Origin of the sequence: Paraburkholderia sp. A1RI-2L, assembly GCF_048957375.1 — a bacterium.
Lineage (GTDB): Bacteria > Pseudomonadota > Gammaproteobacteria > Burkholderiales > Burkholderiaceae > Paraburkholderia.
In genome coordinates this window covers 314,067-329,382 of record NZ_JARBTA010000005.1, presented here as the reverse complement: position 1 = coordinate 329,382, position 15,316 = coordinate 314,067, and the positions used below count along the sequence as shown (strand labels likewise).

The following is a 15,316-nucleotide window of genomic DNA, read 5'->3' as shown; positions in this document are numbered from 1 at the left end:
GGGCGGCGGTTTCATTTCTGCGCTTCAATGCACGCCATTGGCAGCTGCAATCGCCTCCGCATAAACATCAGCCACACGCCTGGCAATCACGGCGTTATCGAAATTCTCCCGCGCATAGGTCTTGCAAGCCTCTTCATCGGGCAGCTTGATGCGCCCAGAGAACGCAGCATCAATCCCTTCGGCAATCGCGGCGGCGCCAGTTTCCGGCAACACGAGATCCTGCGAGAGCCCGGCCACGGCTTCGGGCAAACCGCCCACCGGCGTAACCAGCACGGGGGTGCCAGCCGAAAGCGACTCCACCGTGATCAAGCCAAAACCTTCCAGTGCCACCGTAGGCACGACGCTCAAAGTCGCAGCGCGATAAAGCGAAGGCAACTGCGCATCGGGCACGAACCCCAGCAACCTGACGTTATCGGTCAACCCTGCCTCATCGATACGCTGTTGCAACTGCGCTTCCAGACGCCCGCGCCCGGCAATCAGCAACAGCACATCAGGATGACGCTGCTTCACCACCTTGATCGCGTCGATCAAATCCTCCAGCCCCATGCGTCGCACGAGACGGCGCACAGCCAGCACGATCGGGCGGTTCTGCGGCAATTGCAGACGTAGACGCGCCTCGGCGCGCGTGCAGGCGGGATCGAACTGAGCAGTATCCACGCAACCCGGCACGATGCGCACGCGCTCGGGCGAAATCGCATAGCGCTTCGTGAGAATGTCGCCGAACGCCTTCGACAGCACAATAAGCCGCGACGATCGTTCGTACACCGATTGTTCCAGAGAATGCTTGATGCGCTGGCTCAGCGTAGCCGCGCCCTCGACAAAACTCTCATCGGCCCACGGCCCCTGAAAATGCGAGACCTGCGGAATACCGCGCGTCACATCGAGCCCCGGAAACGTATAAAGCGCGAAGTGCGAGGAAATCACATCGGGCCGATGGCTTTGAATCTCGCGACGCAACGCGCGCCGCGCATCCATCAAGCGAAACGGCAGCGAACGCGCCGCCGAGCCGAATCCATTGATCGCTCCGTTGCTGTCCTCGGCCACCTTGGGGGAGCCGGCCACCACGCCGCGCACTTTCACGCCCGCGCCGGGCAGCGCCCCCACGAGCGAGTAATACATGCGGTCGAGCCCGCCCGCACGTTCCGGAAACCAGTGCATGCCGATCTGTAGCGATCGGATGGAATGTTTCGTCATCTTTTATCCTTGTTTCAGGGAGTCTCGGCACGTTGCAGCGTCTGGCCGCCATGCAGCGGCGCCCCCGCGAAGCCACGCTCGGTGCCCCGTGATTCGTTGCGCACAGTGGCGCCCGCGTCGCCCGCCAACTGGCGATAGAGCGCGATGTATTGCGCAGCCATGCGTGCCCAGCCGAATTCGCCCGCGAGCGTCGCGGCGGCCTCGCCCATGGCGAGGCGGCGCGGCGTGTCGTCGGCGAGTTGCAGGATGGCGCTGGCCAGCGCCGGCGCGTCGTCCGGATCGTCCAGCACGATGCCGCAATCGGGCGTGATGATTTCCGCCCCGCCCGCCGTCTGCGCGGTGACCACGGGCAGGCCCGCCGCCATCGCTTCCAGCAGCGAGAGGCTCATTGCTTCGTAGCGCGAAGGAAATACATAGGTGTCGACACTGCGCATCAGCACCGGCATCTCGCGCACCAGCCCGAGAAAATGTACGCGAGAGGCAATGCCCAGCTCGCGCGCCATCTCCGGGTACGGGCTGCCTGGCAGGTAGCCCGCCACCGCCAGATGCACGCGCTCGGGCAGTTGCTTGAGCGCCTGCAGCACGGTGCCGAGATTCTTGCGCGGCGTGCGCAGATCGCCCACGAACAGCAGGAAGAATTTGTCTTCCGGCAGTTTGAACTTCTCACGGTCGGCGCTGGCCGAGGCGAAGCCACGCGTGTCCACGCCGTTGTAGATCACGTCGAGCCGCTCGACGGGGTTGCCGCCCGAGGCGACGATCTCGTCGGCGACCTTGCGCGACACGGCTGCAATCACGCGCGAGCGCCGGTAGGCCCAGCGCTCGAGCACCGCATTCGCACGCGTGTAGATGAACTGGTACGCCGACCATACCCCGCGCGTGAGCCCGAACGGGTAATACTTGCTGCGTCCCCAGCCGCCGTGCACGAAGTGCGCGGTGTTGACGTCGGCATGGGCCCAGGTGATGAAGCCGTTCACATGCAACACGTCGTATTCGCGGCGATGGCGGCGCAGCCACAGCGCGCTCTTGAGCGCGAATACCTGCTGGCGCAGCAGATTCGTGGGCCACAGGCGCGAAGGCTGCACCGGCACCCACCTCACTTTCGGATGCACCGCCAGTTCCGGCGCGACATGCGAAGCCACCAGCGTGACCTCGAATCCTTCGTCGAGGGCCGCGCGCGCGATTTCATGATTGACGCGCCCCTGGCCGTCGTTGTGGCGCACCACATGCGTGACGATTGCGACTCTCAATCGGAGACCTCCATGTTGCGGGTCTGGAGGCGAGTCAGCTTGCTCCAGTGTCCCGCGCTGAGAATGGAAAACACACTCGAAAACAGCAGCAGACCGCCCGTGCCGACCAGCGAGTTGGTGAACACGAGCATCGCAAAGATCGACACCGTAAGGCTCAGGCACGCGCACACATAGCGGTCCTCGGGCATGCGCAGCGAGATGCGCACGGCGCGCACGATGAGCCACAGCACGCCGGACAGATACATCAGCGTGCCGGGCCAGCCGAGCACGAACGGTATGTTCATCACGCCGCTGTCGAAACTGCCGTACTGGCCGAGCTGGCCGTTGCTGCTGGAAAGCTTGGTCGATGCGCCGGTGGCGCCCAGGCCCTCGCCGGTCACGTCAGTGAAGGCCTTTTTCGCGAAGTCGGCGTAAAACTGGTTACGCGCTGCGTAGCTCTGGTCGTCCTTCAGGTTCACGAGCGTGTCGAGACGCTGCTGCATGCGCTCGGCCACCGGGCCGAAGGTGAGCAGCGGCACGCACACGCCCGCGAGCACGAGCGCGCTCACGATGATGCGGATGCGCACCTTGTTGTTCGACTTCGCCAACTGGATCACCATCGCGAGCGCCCAGCCGCCCCAGGTCGAGCGCACCAGCGACAGCGCGAACGAGAAGAAGCCGAACGCGGCAGCCACCCAGCGCACCCGATGCTTCGCGGCCATCACGAGCACCATTGCGCCCATCATCGCGAAGGCGAACGGGCCCGACGAATTCATCGTGCTGAACACGCGCACGCCGAGCGGCACCGGATCGCCCTGCGAGTTCATGTCCGAGCCGATCATCCACATGGCGTCCCACGGCGGCATGATGAAGAACTGCACGAGACCGTAGGCGCCCATCACGAGCATGCCGTAAATGAAGGTGTTCACGATGGTCTCGCGGCACTCGGGATACTGGCGCGTGAGGACCATGATGTGAAAGCCGATCAGGATCGGATAGATCCAGTTCGCGAGGTCATAGACAGCGGCAGCCGGGCCGCTCGCGACCACACCCACCACGAATGCATAGCCGATGCCGAGCAGCGTGAGCACGATCGGCAGTCCACGGCGCTGCGCGAGCACCGGATAGTAGCGCAACAGCGACAGCCCGCTGATCATCGTGACCGCGAGCGGCGCGACCTGAATCAGGCTCGTGGGCGTGAAGCCGCCCTTGCCGAAGTCGGCGAGGCGGCGCACTTCGGGGCTCAGGAACCACAGCCACCACATGAAGCCGATATAACGGACCGGATTCACGAAGTAGAGCCAGAAGCCCACGGCAATGGCGAGCACCGGAAACGCGAGCGTGAGCACCGTGCCCTGGTGCGCGAGAATCAGCAATACGGTGAAGCCCCACAGCGCGACCACGGGCAGCGTGTCGCGGTCCATCGCACGGCGCAGCGCCGAACGCTGGCGCGGCGCAGGCGCTGCAGGCGCCGCCTGCCTGAGCGGTGCGTTGACGCGCGGGACAGGCTGGCGTGGAGCCGGGGCGGGTGCGGGAGCAGCGGACGGAATACGCATGATTACACCCGGCCTGCGGTCTGCTTCGCAGCCTGCCCTGCCGCCTGCCCCGCAGGCTGTCCCATCGGATGCTCGCCCGCATGCGCGTGCGCATGATGCGGCACGCGCGGATCGCGCTCGCGCATCATCTCGCGTGTGAGCTGCGCGTGCTGACGCGCGAAATTCTCGGTGGTGAGATCGCGCGTAGTGAGTTGCTCGCAGGCCTCGCGTGCCTGAGCGAGCGCACGCGCGGGATCGTCGACGAGTGCATTCACGGCATCGCGCAGCTGCTCCGTGTTGAACGGCTCGACGTAGAACGCGGCCTTTTCGTCGAAGTAATCTTCGAGCGCGCCCACCTTCGTCACGATCATCGGCTTGCCGAGCGCCGCCGCTTCGAGCATCACGGTGATGCCCGATGCGTGCGTATTGGGCCGCAGCGGCACGACGATGATGTCCGCCCACTCATACAGCGCGTGCTGCTGCTGGATGCCGGACACGCGCACGATCTCCACGTTCGACGCGCGCGCCGAAGCCGGCATGCGTCTGCGCGTGGCGATGCGCACCTGATAGCGCGCGTCGTTGCCGAGCGCGCCCACGAGCGTGGTCCAGTCGCGGTCGCGGTCGTTGCCGATGCCAGCCACGCGCACGGGCGTATTCGGCTTCCATTGCGAAGGCGGACGCAGCGGGAAATCCCTGGTGTTCAGGCCATACAGCACGTGACGCGCTTGACGGCCGAAAAAGTCGCCGCACAGCGCAGCGTTCTCGCTCGCGAGCGTGGTCAGCAAGTCGGCACGCTTGAGCAGGCGCTGATACAGCGCGCGGCGCAGTGCGCCGTAACCGGGCCAGCGGTCGAGCAGCCACACGCTCTGCGCGAGCAGCAGCGGCCGCGCGCCGCCCTTCTTCGCGTGCATCAGCAGCACCAGCGCCACGGCCAGATGCTCCTGCTCCGTGTGCGTCCAGATCACGTCCGAATCGAGAATCGCACGGCGATTGCGCCATGCGTGAATAAAGTCGAAGCCGAGCGCCGCCTTCAGCGCGCGGCGCACGAGACGCACTGGCGCGCTTTCGCTCACGTCCCGTGCGTAGTTGAGTGCGAATTCCGCCGACTCGGCGTGGTGATAGCCGTAAAGGGAGCCAATGTTCTCACCCTTGCGGTAACGGCGCGGATCGGCGCCATAAAAGAGGTGAACGTGGACTTGCGTACCGCTCATTCGAGGTCCTCCGTTGAATCGATTACAAAGTGCGCCAGAAGCACCTCAGTTGCTTCAGGCGATTGCGCGGCGTGCCTCGCGTGCGCCGCCGCGCACGGCGCGCCAGCGCGCGAACGCGGCCGCGGGCGAGCCGGCGCGCAATGCGCCTAGGCCCGTATGCAGCAGGCCCGGATACACCCGGGTGCCGATGAGCGCCCACCACCACCATGCGGCCTCGCGATGCAGCGGCGAAAGATTGCCGCGCAGGATGAGGTGGAAGTTGTAGGCGGCGTTGCGGATCGAGGCGAGCGTCTGCGCATTGCGCGGATCTTCGCCGGGCCTCGGCGCCGGAAAATGGTCGACGGCCACGCGCGGGTCGTACACGAGCTTCCAGCCCGCGCGCTTCACGCCCATGCTGAACGCCATGTCGTTATGCGTCTGCGCGCCGGTGCCGCGCAGGCGGCGGTCGAAGCGCAGATCGCCAATCGCGGCGCGCCGGTAGCTCATGTTCGCGCCCTTGAGCAGGTCGACTTCGCGCGCTTCGCCCGCGCCCAGATGATGATTGCCGACGATGCGGCCCGAGGGCTGCACGCGCCCCACGAGTTCGCGTTCGCCGTCGAGCACGCGGCCATCCTCATGCACCCAGTCGCGGCCGCCGAGCGCGCCCAGCGTCTCGTCGGCTTCGAAATGCGCGGCGATGCGCGCAACCCAGTCGGCGTGCGGCGCGGCATCGTCGTCGGTGATGGCGATCACATCGCCCGTCGCCGCTTCGATGCCGCGGTTGAGCGCGGCCACCTGCCCCGGCTCGTCCACGATCGCGACCTCCACGTTGAGCACGCGAGGCGTCACGTGCTCCGCGAGGCAGGCGTGCGTGGCTTCGTCTTCCGCGCGCGCCACCACCACGATCTGCTCGGGCGTGCGCTCCTGACGCAGCAGCGCGGAGAGGCAGCGCGCCAGATCTTCAGGACGCCGATACGTCGGCACGAGCACGGTCACTTTCATCGCGCTTTTCTCCGTTATTATCAGGCGCTCAGGATCAGGCGCTCAGGTATTCCTGCACGGCTGCGTAGCCGTAGGCGTACTTGCCGTGCGCGCGCGCCGACACCCCGTTGAAGACCCCGCCGGTCACGTGCACGCCCGCATTGCGCAGACGCTTGAGCGTATCGGCGATCTCGGCTTCCGTGTGGATGCCCGAGCGCAGCACGAGGAACGTCGATCCCGCATGGCCGCTCAGGATCGCGGCATCGGTCACGGCCAGCACCGGCGGCGTGTCCACGAGCAGGATGTCGTAGCGCTTCGCGAGCCCTTCGAGATACTGGTTCAGGCGCGGCGACATCAGCAGCTCGGACGGATTCGGCGGACGGCGGCCGCACGAGATGAAGTGCAGGTTGTCCACTTCGGTCGCGCGAATCGCCTCGTCCAGCGAAATCTGGCCCGAGAGCAGCTCCGAGAAGCCATTGGCCTGCGAACCGCCCAGGTAACGCTCGAGCGCCCCGCGGCGCATGTCGCCGTCGATCATCAGCACACGCTTGCCCGAGTGGGCGAGCAGCACGGCCAGGTTCGCGGTGAGGAAGCTCTTGCCCACGCCCGGCACCGAACCGGTCAGGACAACGACGCGATTGCGCGCATCCGCCACGCTGAACTGCAGCGAGGTGCGCAGCGAACGCAGGCTCTCGACCGTGAGGTCCTTGGGCGCTGCATTCGCGAGCACTTCACGCAGCCGCGTGCCGCCGCGCGTCGGGGCGCGCTTTTCGAGCGCGGCCTGCTCGGCCGAGAGCGGCACGAGGCCGTAGACGGGCAGATCGAAGGTACGCTCGATCTGGTCCGGATCGACGATGCCCTTGAACATGTTCCGGCGCATCAGCACGAAGCCGGTGCCGAGAATCAGGCCGAGCATCGTGGCCGCCGAGACGATGAGCAGCTTCTTCGGCTTCGAAGGCGCGCCCGGGCGCATCGCGGCGTCGACGATATGAACGTTGCCGCCCGTGCCCACGCGCTGCACCGAAAGCTCCTGAATGCGGTTGAGCAGCAGCACGTAGATGTCTTCCGCCACCTTCGCATCGCGCTGCAACTGCACGGCCTTCACTTCGGTGCCTGGCAGGTTGCGGAACTTGGCGTCGTACTTCGCGCGCTCGCCCTGCAATTGCGCGAGCTGCTGGCGCGCCGCGACGAGCACCGGGTGCTGGTCGCCGAAGCGCTGCTGGAGCGAGGCGATCTGCAATTGCAGCGCGGAGATCTGCTGCTCGTACTGCACGCTCCCGTCGAGGTAGATCTTGGCTTCGTCGCTCGCGTTGATCGAACCCGACTTGCTCTGATACGCGGTGAGCGCCGCTTCGGCGCGCTCGAGATCGGCCTTCAGGCGCGGCTGCTCGCTGCGCAGGAAGTCGAGCATCTTGCTTGCGTCGGCCTGCTTGCTCGCCACGTGCTCGCGCATGTACGACTGCGCAATCGCGTTGGCGATATCGGCAGCCGCCTGCGGATCTTTACCTTCGAGCGAGATGTCGATCACGCCCGTCTGCTTGCCCTGCTCCTGCACCTTGACGGCGCTCTGGAACGCCGAGACCGCGTCCAGATCGTTCAGGCGCATGACCTTGAAGCGCTCGCCCGGACGCGCCTTCAGTTCGTTCACGAGCAGCGTGACACCGCCTCCCTGCACGCGCTGGCCCACCGTGCCTTCGAGCAGGCGGCCGCCGTCGGGACCGGAAATCACGTAGCGGTTGTCGTCAAGCGCGGTCAGCGTGAGCTTCTTGCTCTCGAGCTCGGGCGCCACCTGGATCGAGTCGATGTTGAGCACCTCGCCGCCCCACGCGTAGTCCTTGAGGCCGAACCACGGACGCGCGGGCGAGCCCGGCGTCGCGAGACGCGCGGCGAAGCTGCCGATGACCGGCAGCGAAACCGGCGCGGCCGTGAAGTTCAGCTTGAACTGCTTGACGACCGGCTCGAGCACGCTGCGGCTCTGGATCATCTGGATTTCGGCGTCGGTCGGCAGGCTGCCCTGCTGGCCGCTCGTGACGTTCGCACCGGACTGCGTCTGCGTGAGCGCCTGGGACGTGTAGTCCTGCTGCTCGACGCGGACCTGCGTGTCTGCCGTATAAACCGGCTTGGCCACGAAGCAGTAGAACACCGCAGCGCCGATCACCACTGCCGCGATCATGATGAGCCAGCCGATGTCGTCGAAAATGACGCGCAGCAACTGGCCGAGGACGACGTCCTCTTCCTCTGTGCGGGCCGCCGGGGCCGGCTGACTGATAGCTTGTTGCGTACTCACGTTTCGATCCCGTTTTGATTCATGTTGCAAGAAAAGACGGCTCTCGCGCGCTTAGCGCGTGAGCTGCTTCAGGTAGAAGAGCGTCTGGACGGTCGGCAGTACCTGCTGCAACACACGGTTGAAGGTGGTCGAGGCGGCAGTGCCGACGTACACGACATCCAGCGGCTTCAACTGGAATTGCGACGACAGCATGATCGCATCGGGCTTGGTCATATCGAGTCGGTAAATCTCCGGCTGGGTGGGGTTGTCCTTCATGCCGCGCATCACGAAGATCTGGCGCGGGTTCGCATCGGTGTCCAGAATGCCGCCGGCCGTCGTGAGCGCATCGGCAATGGTGAGCTTGCCGCGGATCAGCGTGGTCTGGGTCGGCGTCTTCACTTCGCCCATCACGAACACGCGGCTCTCGTTGCGGTCCGGCACATTGATGATGTCGCCGTCTTGCAGCACCACGTTCTGGCTCGTGTCGCCGCCGTCGAGCAAGGCGTTCGCGTCGAGCACGTAGAGCTTGCCGTTGCGCGTGAGGCGCACGCGGTTGATGTCGGCGCCATCGGTGGTGCCGCCCGAACGCGTGATCGCGTCGACGAGCGTGAGCGGCACGTCGCTCATCGCGAGCGGGCCCGGCGTCTTCACGTCGCCGGTGACCTGCACCTTCTGGCTGCGGTACGAAAGCACGCGCACGTCAACCTGCGGGTTCTTGATGTAGGGCCCGAGACCCGAGGCCAACCGATCGCGCAGCTGGCCAGGCGTCTTGCCCGCCGCCACCACGCGGCCCACGAACGGGAAGTAGATCGTGCCGTCCTTCGCCACGGTCTGCCCGTACGGGTCGGCCTCGCCCGGCAGCGCGTTGGTGTACGGCTGCGTGAGCGCCTGACCCACCGTCTGTGTGGTATTGCCGCCCGACGAGAAGGTCGAGCCTTGCGGCGTCGAAATCTCGGGGTGATCGTAGACCGTCACGCCAAGAATGTCCTGCGGCGCGATGTGATACGTGTAGTCGGCCGTGCTCGCGTACTTGCTCGGCGGCAGCGCGGCGTTACGCGACGATACGGCGGCCTGCGCCTGCTGCATGACGAGCTGCGACGTGATCAGATGCACGTCGTACTGCTTCTGCGGCTCAGTGCTCTTCTCTTCCTTCAGGTTCGAGGTGTCGAGGTAGTTGCCGGGCGCCGTGGAGCACGCAGCAACGAAGGCGCTCAACGCAAGAGCAGTCATTAGATTGAGTTTTCTCATTGGCATATTCGGCTCAGCCATCCCTTAACCAGTCGATCCATCAACTCCAGACTCTCGCGATACGCGACCTCATCGAGGCCATGCGGATCGGCGACATCCGAGTTTTCCCAATTTCCGAGCGCGTACACCTTGCCGCGCGCGGACGGCTCAATTCGCTCGACGGCGCTCACCTGGTGGCGCTCCGTCACGAGCACGAGGTCGGCGCGGCGCACGAGGCGCGGCGTGAGGCGGCGCGAGCGATGCTCGCCCACCTGCACGCCGCGCTCGGCGAGCAGACGCTGCATCACCGGGTCCATGTCGTCGCCGTTGCGGGCGCGCAGGCCCGCCGAATGAAACGCGCCCGCGTGCTTCCCCGACTGTCCCGCGTGCTCGCGCATTTGTTCACGAAAGCGTGCGCGGAACAGTTGCTCCGCCGCGGGCGAGCGGCAGACATTGGCATGGCAGACGATCAATACGTCCTTGATCATGACCCGATGGCTCCTCGGTTTTGCTTATTGCTTCATCGAACGCGGGGCTCGATGCGGCTTATGCCGGAACGCGCGTCTGCGCAGCCGCTTCGGCGCGCGCGCGGCCCGATTGCGTGGCGCTCGCGCGGCCCACCGCGTGATATTCGATGCCGAGCTCCTGCATCGCGGGCGGATCGTAGAGATTGCGCCCGTCGAACACGATCGGTGTCTTCAATTGCTGCTTGAGCGTCTCGAAGTCCGGCGCCTTGAACACCTTCCATTCGGTGGCGACCACCAGCGCGTCCGCGCCGCTCGCGACGTCCATCGCATCCTCCACGTAGACGAGGCGTTCGAGCTGCTCGGGCGTTTTCGCCAGATCGAGCGCGAGCACACGCTGGGCTTCTTCCATCGCGACCGGGTCGTAGGCCACCACGCGCGCGCCGCGCGCGAGCAGCTCGGCGATCAGCGTTCGGCTCGGCGCTTCGCGCATGTCATCGGTATTCGGCTTGAATGCGAGGCCCCAGAGGCCGAATGTGCGGCCCGTGAGGTCGGAGCCAAAGCGCGTGACGATCTTCTGCGCGAGCACTTCCTTCTGGGCGTCATTCACGGCTTCCACGGCGCGCAGAATTTGCAGCGGCTCGCCGAAATCCTCTGCAGTGCGCATCAATGCCTTCACGTCCTTCGGAAAGCACGAGCCGCCATAGCCGCAGCCCGCATAGAGGAAGTCGTAGCCGATGCGCGGATCGGAGCCGATGCCGCGGCGCACCGCTTCGATATCCGCGCCCACGCGGTCGGCCAGATTCGCGAGTTCGTTCATGAACGAAATGCGCGTGGCGAGCATGGCGTTGGCCGCGTACTTCGTGAATTCGGCCGAATGCACGTCCATGTAGAGCGTGCGTTCGCGATTGCGGTTGAACGGCGCGTACAGGCGCTTCATCAGTTCGCGCGCACGCTCGCCGGGCACGTCTTCATCGCAGCCCAGCACGATGCGGTCGGGGCGCGCGAAGTCTTCCACGGCCGCGCCTTCCTTCAGGAACTCGGGGTTCGAGACCACCGAGAACATGTGGTCCTCGCCGCGCTTGCGCAATTCGGAAGCAATCGCGTCGCGCACGAGCGCGGCGGTGCCCACGGGCACCGTCGACTTGTCGACGATCACCTTGAAGCCCTTCATGTGGCGCCCGATGTTGCGCGCGGCGGCCAGCACATATTGCAGATCGGCGGAGCCATCCTCGTCGGGGGGCGTTCCCACCGCGATGAACTGCACGTCGCCGTGCGCGACCGCGGCTTCCACGTCGGTCGAGAACGTGAGCCGGCGCGCGCGCCGGTTGCGCTCGATGATCTCCTGCAGGCCCGGCTCGTGAATCGGCACGACGCCTTGATTGAGCAGGTCGATCTTGCGCTGGTCGACGTCGAGACAGAACACGTCGTTGCCGATGTCGGCCAGACACGCGCCCGTTACGAGACCCACATAACCGCTGCCAATGATCGTCAGATTCATGCCCACCTCAAAAGTAATTGCCTGTTGGTGCCCATCCGGTCCGCACTACTCATGCGAAACGCATGAGCGCGGCATGCGCAGATTGCGCGCCCGGTCCACTTCAGTATGCGTTCTGGCCGGCGAAGCCTTTCCACATGGTCATCGCCACGATCCGCAGATCGAGACCGAAGCTCCAGTGCTGCATGTAGTGCAGGTCGAAACGCACGCGGTCGCGCATTTTCTCCACGCGGTCGGTTTCGCCGCGATAACCGTTGACCTGCGCCCAGCCGGTAATGCCGGGCTTGATGCGATAGCGCGCCATGTAGCCGCGCACGAGGTCCTTGTAGATGTCGTCGTGCGCAAGCGCGTGCGGGCGCGGACCCACCACTGACATCTCGCCCTTGAGCACGTTGATGAATTGCGGCAGTTCGTCGAGACTCGTGCGGCGCAGGAAAGCGCCCACGCGCGTGACACGCGGATCGTTGCGGCGCGCCTGGGTGACTTGCCCCGCCACCTCCGCATGGACCTTCATCGAGCGGAACTTGTAGATCTCGAACTCGTTGCCGTCGAGCCCCTTGCGGCGCTGCTTGAAAAACACCGGTCCGTGCGAGGTCAGCTTCACTGCAATCGAAATGGCCGCCAGCAACGGAGCGAGCGCCACCAGCACGGCGCCGGCAAAGGCAATGTCGAACACGCGCTTGGGCAGCACGCGCAGATCCGTGACCGGCGAAGCGGCCAGATTGATGGCTGGCACGCCAAGCAGATCGACCACGGGCTGACTGAAAAACGACAGGCTGCGCACGTCCGGAATGAAACGGATGTTCACGAAATCGTTGCGCAGCGCCGTGACGATGCGATGAATCGTGCGCTCCTTCGTGATCGGCAGCGCGAGCCACAGTTCGCGCACGCCGTGCTCACGCACGTATTCGAGCGTGGCTTGCAGGTCGCGCTCGACTTTCACGCCGTCGAGCTGCGCATCGCCATCGGCGTCGCTGTCCTCGTCGAACACGAGCGCGGGATGAAAGCCTGCCTCGGGATGGCTCTTCATCTGCTCGATCAGGAAACGCGAGCAGCGATGATCGCCAACCACGGCCACCGCCTTCTGGTTGTAGCCTTCGCGGCGCAGGCCGCGCAGCACCATGTGCACCATCGTCTTCGAAACGATCAGGAACGCCACCGATGCCACCACCCAGTACGCGAGCCAGATGCGGGAAAGCGAATCGGCGCGGTGCACGCTGAACGAAAGCAGAATGCCGGTGCACTCCACCGCGATCCACGCGGCGCACACGCGGGCCGCAAGCACGTAGAGCGACTTGCCGCGCCACGACTGGTAAATGCCGAATGCCGGAAACATCCAGATCGCGAGCACGCAGTTGAACGCGAGCGCCACGCTCTCCATATCGGAAAGCGCGGTGAATTTACCGTGGTGCAAGGCAGCGGCCACCAGGGCGCCAGCGGCGATGGCGGCAACATCGATGATTCTGGCTAGAACGCTCAGCATGTCCGGCACCTCGGTTTAGAAAAAAAGAATCGCAGCCACGCGCGATGCATCATGGCCGCCGCTAACAGGAAATACAGAAGTCAGGGAAAGTTGCACCAGGCTCTCCCGGCGCAGACGAAGCGTATCCGAATAAACCCTAATAAAGCACGATAAAAATTGATAGCGCAACGCCCAAAAGTATCTCCAAATGTTTCGTTGCTAACTGTCTATTTTTTGTGTGATTTTTTCGGCAACGTTTGCCGGAAATCACACCTGCCGGGCCGGCGTCAGCACGGCCTGAGCAGCAAAAATTGCCGCATTCATCGCGCCCGACCCTGATTAATTTTTAAGTCTCCAGCTCCGGCGCGAAGCCGCCGCGCCATTTTTATTCGATTTTTTATTGGCACCGCATTGTGACGGATTGATTATTTTCAATTTGATTAGAATATTTTCCGTTTTCTTCTTTACGATTCTATTTATATCGATCTTAAGCGTGCTACAAATCTCGTAACCGAAACCCCTTTGGAGAATGAGATGACGGATACGGGTTCCGCAACGACATCGGCACGCGCAACCGACGCGCGCGCCGCATCGCGCAACTCGCTGCAAGTCTGCCCCGTGGTGCTTGCGGGCGGCGCGGGTTCGCGGCTGTGGCCACTGTCGCGCGAACAGTACCCGAAGCAGATGATCAACCTCGTGGGCGAGCATTCGCTGCTCGCGGATACGGCAGGCCGTCTCGATGCGCTCGCAGAACGCGTCACCCTCGCCGACAAGCTGATGATCGTCTGCAACGAGGAACACCGCTTCACCACCGCCGACCAGGTTCGCGCGGCAGGCAAGGAAGCGCGCCTCATTCTCGAACCGCTTGCGCGCGATACCGCGCCCGCGCTCACCCTCGCCGCGCTGTCCGTGGTCGCCGAACGTCAGGACGGCATTATGGTCGTGATGCCCGCGGACCACGCGCTCGCCGACCTCGAAGCCTTCCAGGCCGCCGTGGCTGATGGCGTGCGTCATGCGGCCAGCGGCCAGATCGTGACGATGGGCATCGTGCCCACGCGCCCCGAAACGGGCTATGGCTACATTCACGTGGGCGAGCCGCTTGCCGCCGGCGACGAGGCCGGCGCACGACGCCTGAACGGATTTGTCGAGAAGCCCTACTTCGAGCTCGCGCAGCAGTACGTCGCTTCGCAGCGCTACTGGTGGAACAGCGGCATCTTCATCATGCGCGCGAGCACGTGGCTCAAGGCGATTCGCCATTTCGAGCCGGCTATTTACGAAGCCTGCTCGGCCGCCGTCCAGAACGGCAAGGAAGACGGCGACTTCTTCCGTGTGGACAGCGAAGCATTCGCGCGCTCGCCGTCCAACTCGATCGACTACGCCGTGATGGAGCCGCTCTCCGGCGACACGACCGTGGCCGGCGGCGTGGTGGTGCCGCTCGCGGCGGGCTGGACCGATCTCGGTTCGTGGGACACCGTGTGGCAAGTCGCTTCGAAGGACGAAGCCGGCAACGTGGCCCAGGGCGAAGTCATGTTCGAAGGCGCGAACGATACCTTCGCGCACTCGGATGGACGCCTGATCGCCTGCCTCGGCACCGAGAATCTGGTGGTGGTCGAAACCGCCGACGCCGTGCTCGTGGCCGACCGCTCGCGCGCCCAGGACGTGAAAAAGATCGTGCAGCGCCTGAAGTCGCAACACCGCAGCGAAGCGGTCGCGCATCGTCTCGTGCATCGCCCGTGGGGCCACTACGACAGCGTCGACAGCGGCGAGCGCTTCCAGGTGAAACGCATCGTGGTGGAACCGGGCGCACGCCTGTCGTTGCAAATGCATCATCATCGCGCCGAGCACTGGGTCGTCGTGCGCGGCACGGCACTCGTCACGCGCGGCGACGAGCGCTTCATCGTTTCGGAAAACGAATCGGCCTACATTCCGCTGGGCGTTTCGCACCGCCTCGAGAATCCCGGCAAGATGCCGCTCGAAATCATCGAGGTGCAATCGGGTTCGTATCTCGGCGAAGACGATATCGTGCGTCTGGACGATCAGTACGGCCGGCAGTAACGCAAGTCATGCGGTAAAGGCAAGTCAATGCAGGTCAAGGGGCGCCGCAGAGCGCCCCGCTGCACAAGCAGAAAATCGATGAGCAATGTGGACGGAGACAGCACGGACGGCCGTGGCGGCGATTGAAGACGCAGCCGCTACGGCCGTGAGTGCAAGCACGAGCAAGAGATGGTCATGCTGAACGTGGTCAATGCGCTGGCAACTGCGGCGAGTAATGC

Annotated in this window: 11 protein-coding genes; 1 reads left to right on the top strand and 10 read right to left on the bottom strand. The window is 64.7% G+C overall.

Annotated features, from left to right (window positions below; translation table 11 throughout):
* Positions 1-24: 24 nt before the first annotated feature.
* The 10 genes from PWP93_RS34205 to PWP93_RS34160 form a co-directional block, all read right to left on the bottom strand.
* On the bottom strand, positions 25-1,194 hold the full coding sequence (locus PWP93_RS34205) for a glycosyltransferase family 4 protein (protein WP_421047968.1): 1,170 nt from the start codon (positions 1,192-1,194) through the stop codon (positions 25-27).
* 14 nt (positions 1,195-1,208) lie between these two features.
* Positions 1,209-2,441, bottom strand: a complete 1,233-nt coding sequence (locus tag PWP93_RS34200; RefSeq protein ID WP_421047967.1) for a glycosyltransferase family 4 protein — start codon at positions 2,439-2,441, stop codon at positions 1,209-1,211.
* Positions 2,438-3,844 carry a glucose-6-phosphate isomerase gene (locus PWP93_RS34195; RefSeq protein WP_421027016.1) on the bottom strand — a complete coding sequence of 469 codons (1,407 nt, stop codon included), beginning with the start codon at positions 3,842-3,844 and terminating at the stop codon, positions 2,438-2,440. Before PWP93_RS34195 ends, PWP93_RS34200 begins: the two co-directional genes overlap by 4 nt.
* A 134-nt stretch (positions 3,845-3,978) precedes the next feature.
* The gene (locus PWP93_RS34190; protein WP_421047966.1) at positions 3,979-5,166 is read right to left on the bottom strand and encodes a glycosyltransferase; all 1,188 of its coding nucleotides are present in this window, start codon (positions 5,164-5,166) and stop codon (positions 3,979-3,981) included.
* A 54-nt stretch (positions 5,167-5,220) separates the two neighbouring features.
* A complete protein-coding gene (locus PWP93_RS34185) occupies positions 5,221-6,147 on the bottom strand; it encodes a glycosyltransferase family 2 protein (RefSeq protein ID WP_421047965.1) in 927 nt (308 codons plus the stop codon).
* Between the two features lie 34 nt (positions 6,148-6,181).
* Positions 6,182-8,413 (bottom strand): polysaccharide biosynthesis tyrosine autokinase, encoded by a 2,232-nt coding sequence (locus PWP93_RS34180; RefSeq protein WP_421025613.1) that lies wholly within the window; start codon positions 8,411-8,413, stop codon positions 6,182-6,184.
* A 51-nt stretch (positions 8,414-8,464) separates the two neighbouring features.
* Positions 8,465-9,640 carry a polysaccharide biosynthesis/export family protein gene (locus PWP93_RS34175; RefSeq protein ID WP_421025614.1) on the bottom strand — a complete coding sequence of 392 codons (1,176 nt, stop codon included), beginning with the start codon at positions 9,638-9,640 and terminating at the stop codon, positions 8,465-8,467.
* Positions 9,637-10,107, bottom strand: a complete 471-nt coding sequence (locus tag PWP93_RS34170; protein ID WP_421025615.1) for a low molecular weight phosphotyrosine protein phosphatase — start codon at positions 10,105-10,107, stop codon at positions 9,637-9,639. Before PWP93_RS34170 ends, PWP93_RS34175 begins: the two co-directional genes overlap by 4 nt.
* 58 nt (positions 10,108-10,165) lie before the next feature.
* Positions 10,166-11,584 carry a UDP-glucose dehydrogenase family protein gene (locus tag PWP93_RS34165; RefSeq protein ID WP_421047964.1) on the bottom strand — a complete coding sequence of 473 codons (1,419 nt, stop codon included), beginning with the start codon at positions 11,582-11,584 and terminating at the stop codon, positions 10,166-10,168.
* 100 nt (positions 11,585-11,684) lie between these two features.
* Positions 11,685-13,064, bottom strand: coding sequence for an undecaprenyl-phosphate glucose phosphotransferase (locus PWP93_RS34160; protein ID WP_421025617.1), 1,380 nt, complete (start codon positions 13,062-13,064; stop codon positions 11,685-11,687).
* Positions 13,065-13,577: 513 nt separating this feature from the next.
* On the opposite strand from PWP93_RS34160, the gene PWP93_RS34155 reads away from it, so the two are divergent.
* Positions 13,578-15,098: a mannose-1-phosphate guanylyltransferase/mannose-6-phosphate isomerase gene (locus PWP93_RS34155; RefSeq protein ID WP_421047963.1), complete on the top strand. Its 1,521-nt coding sequence runs from the start codon at positions 13,578-13,580 to the stop codon at positions 15,096-15,098.
* Positions 15,099-15,316 lie beyond the last annotated feature (218 nt).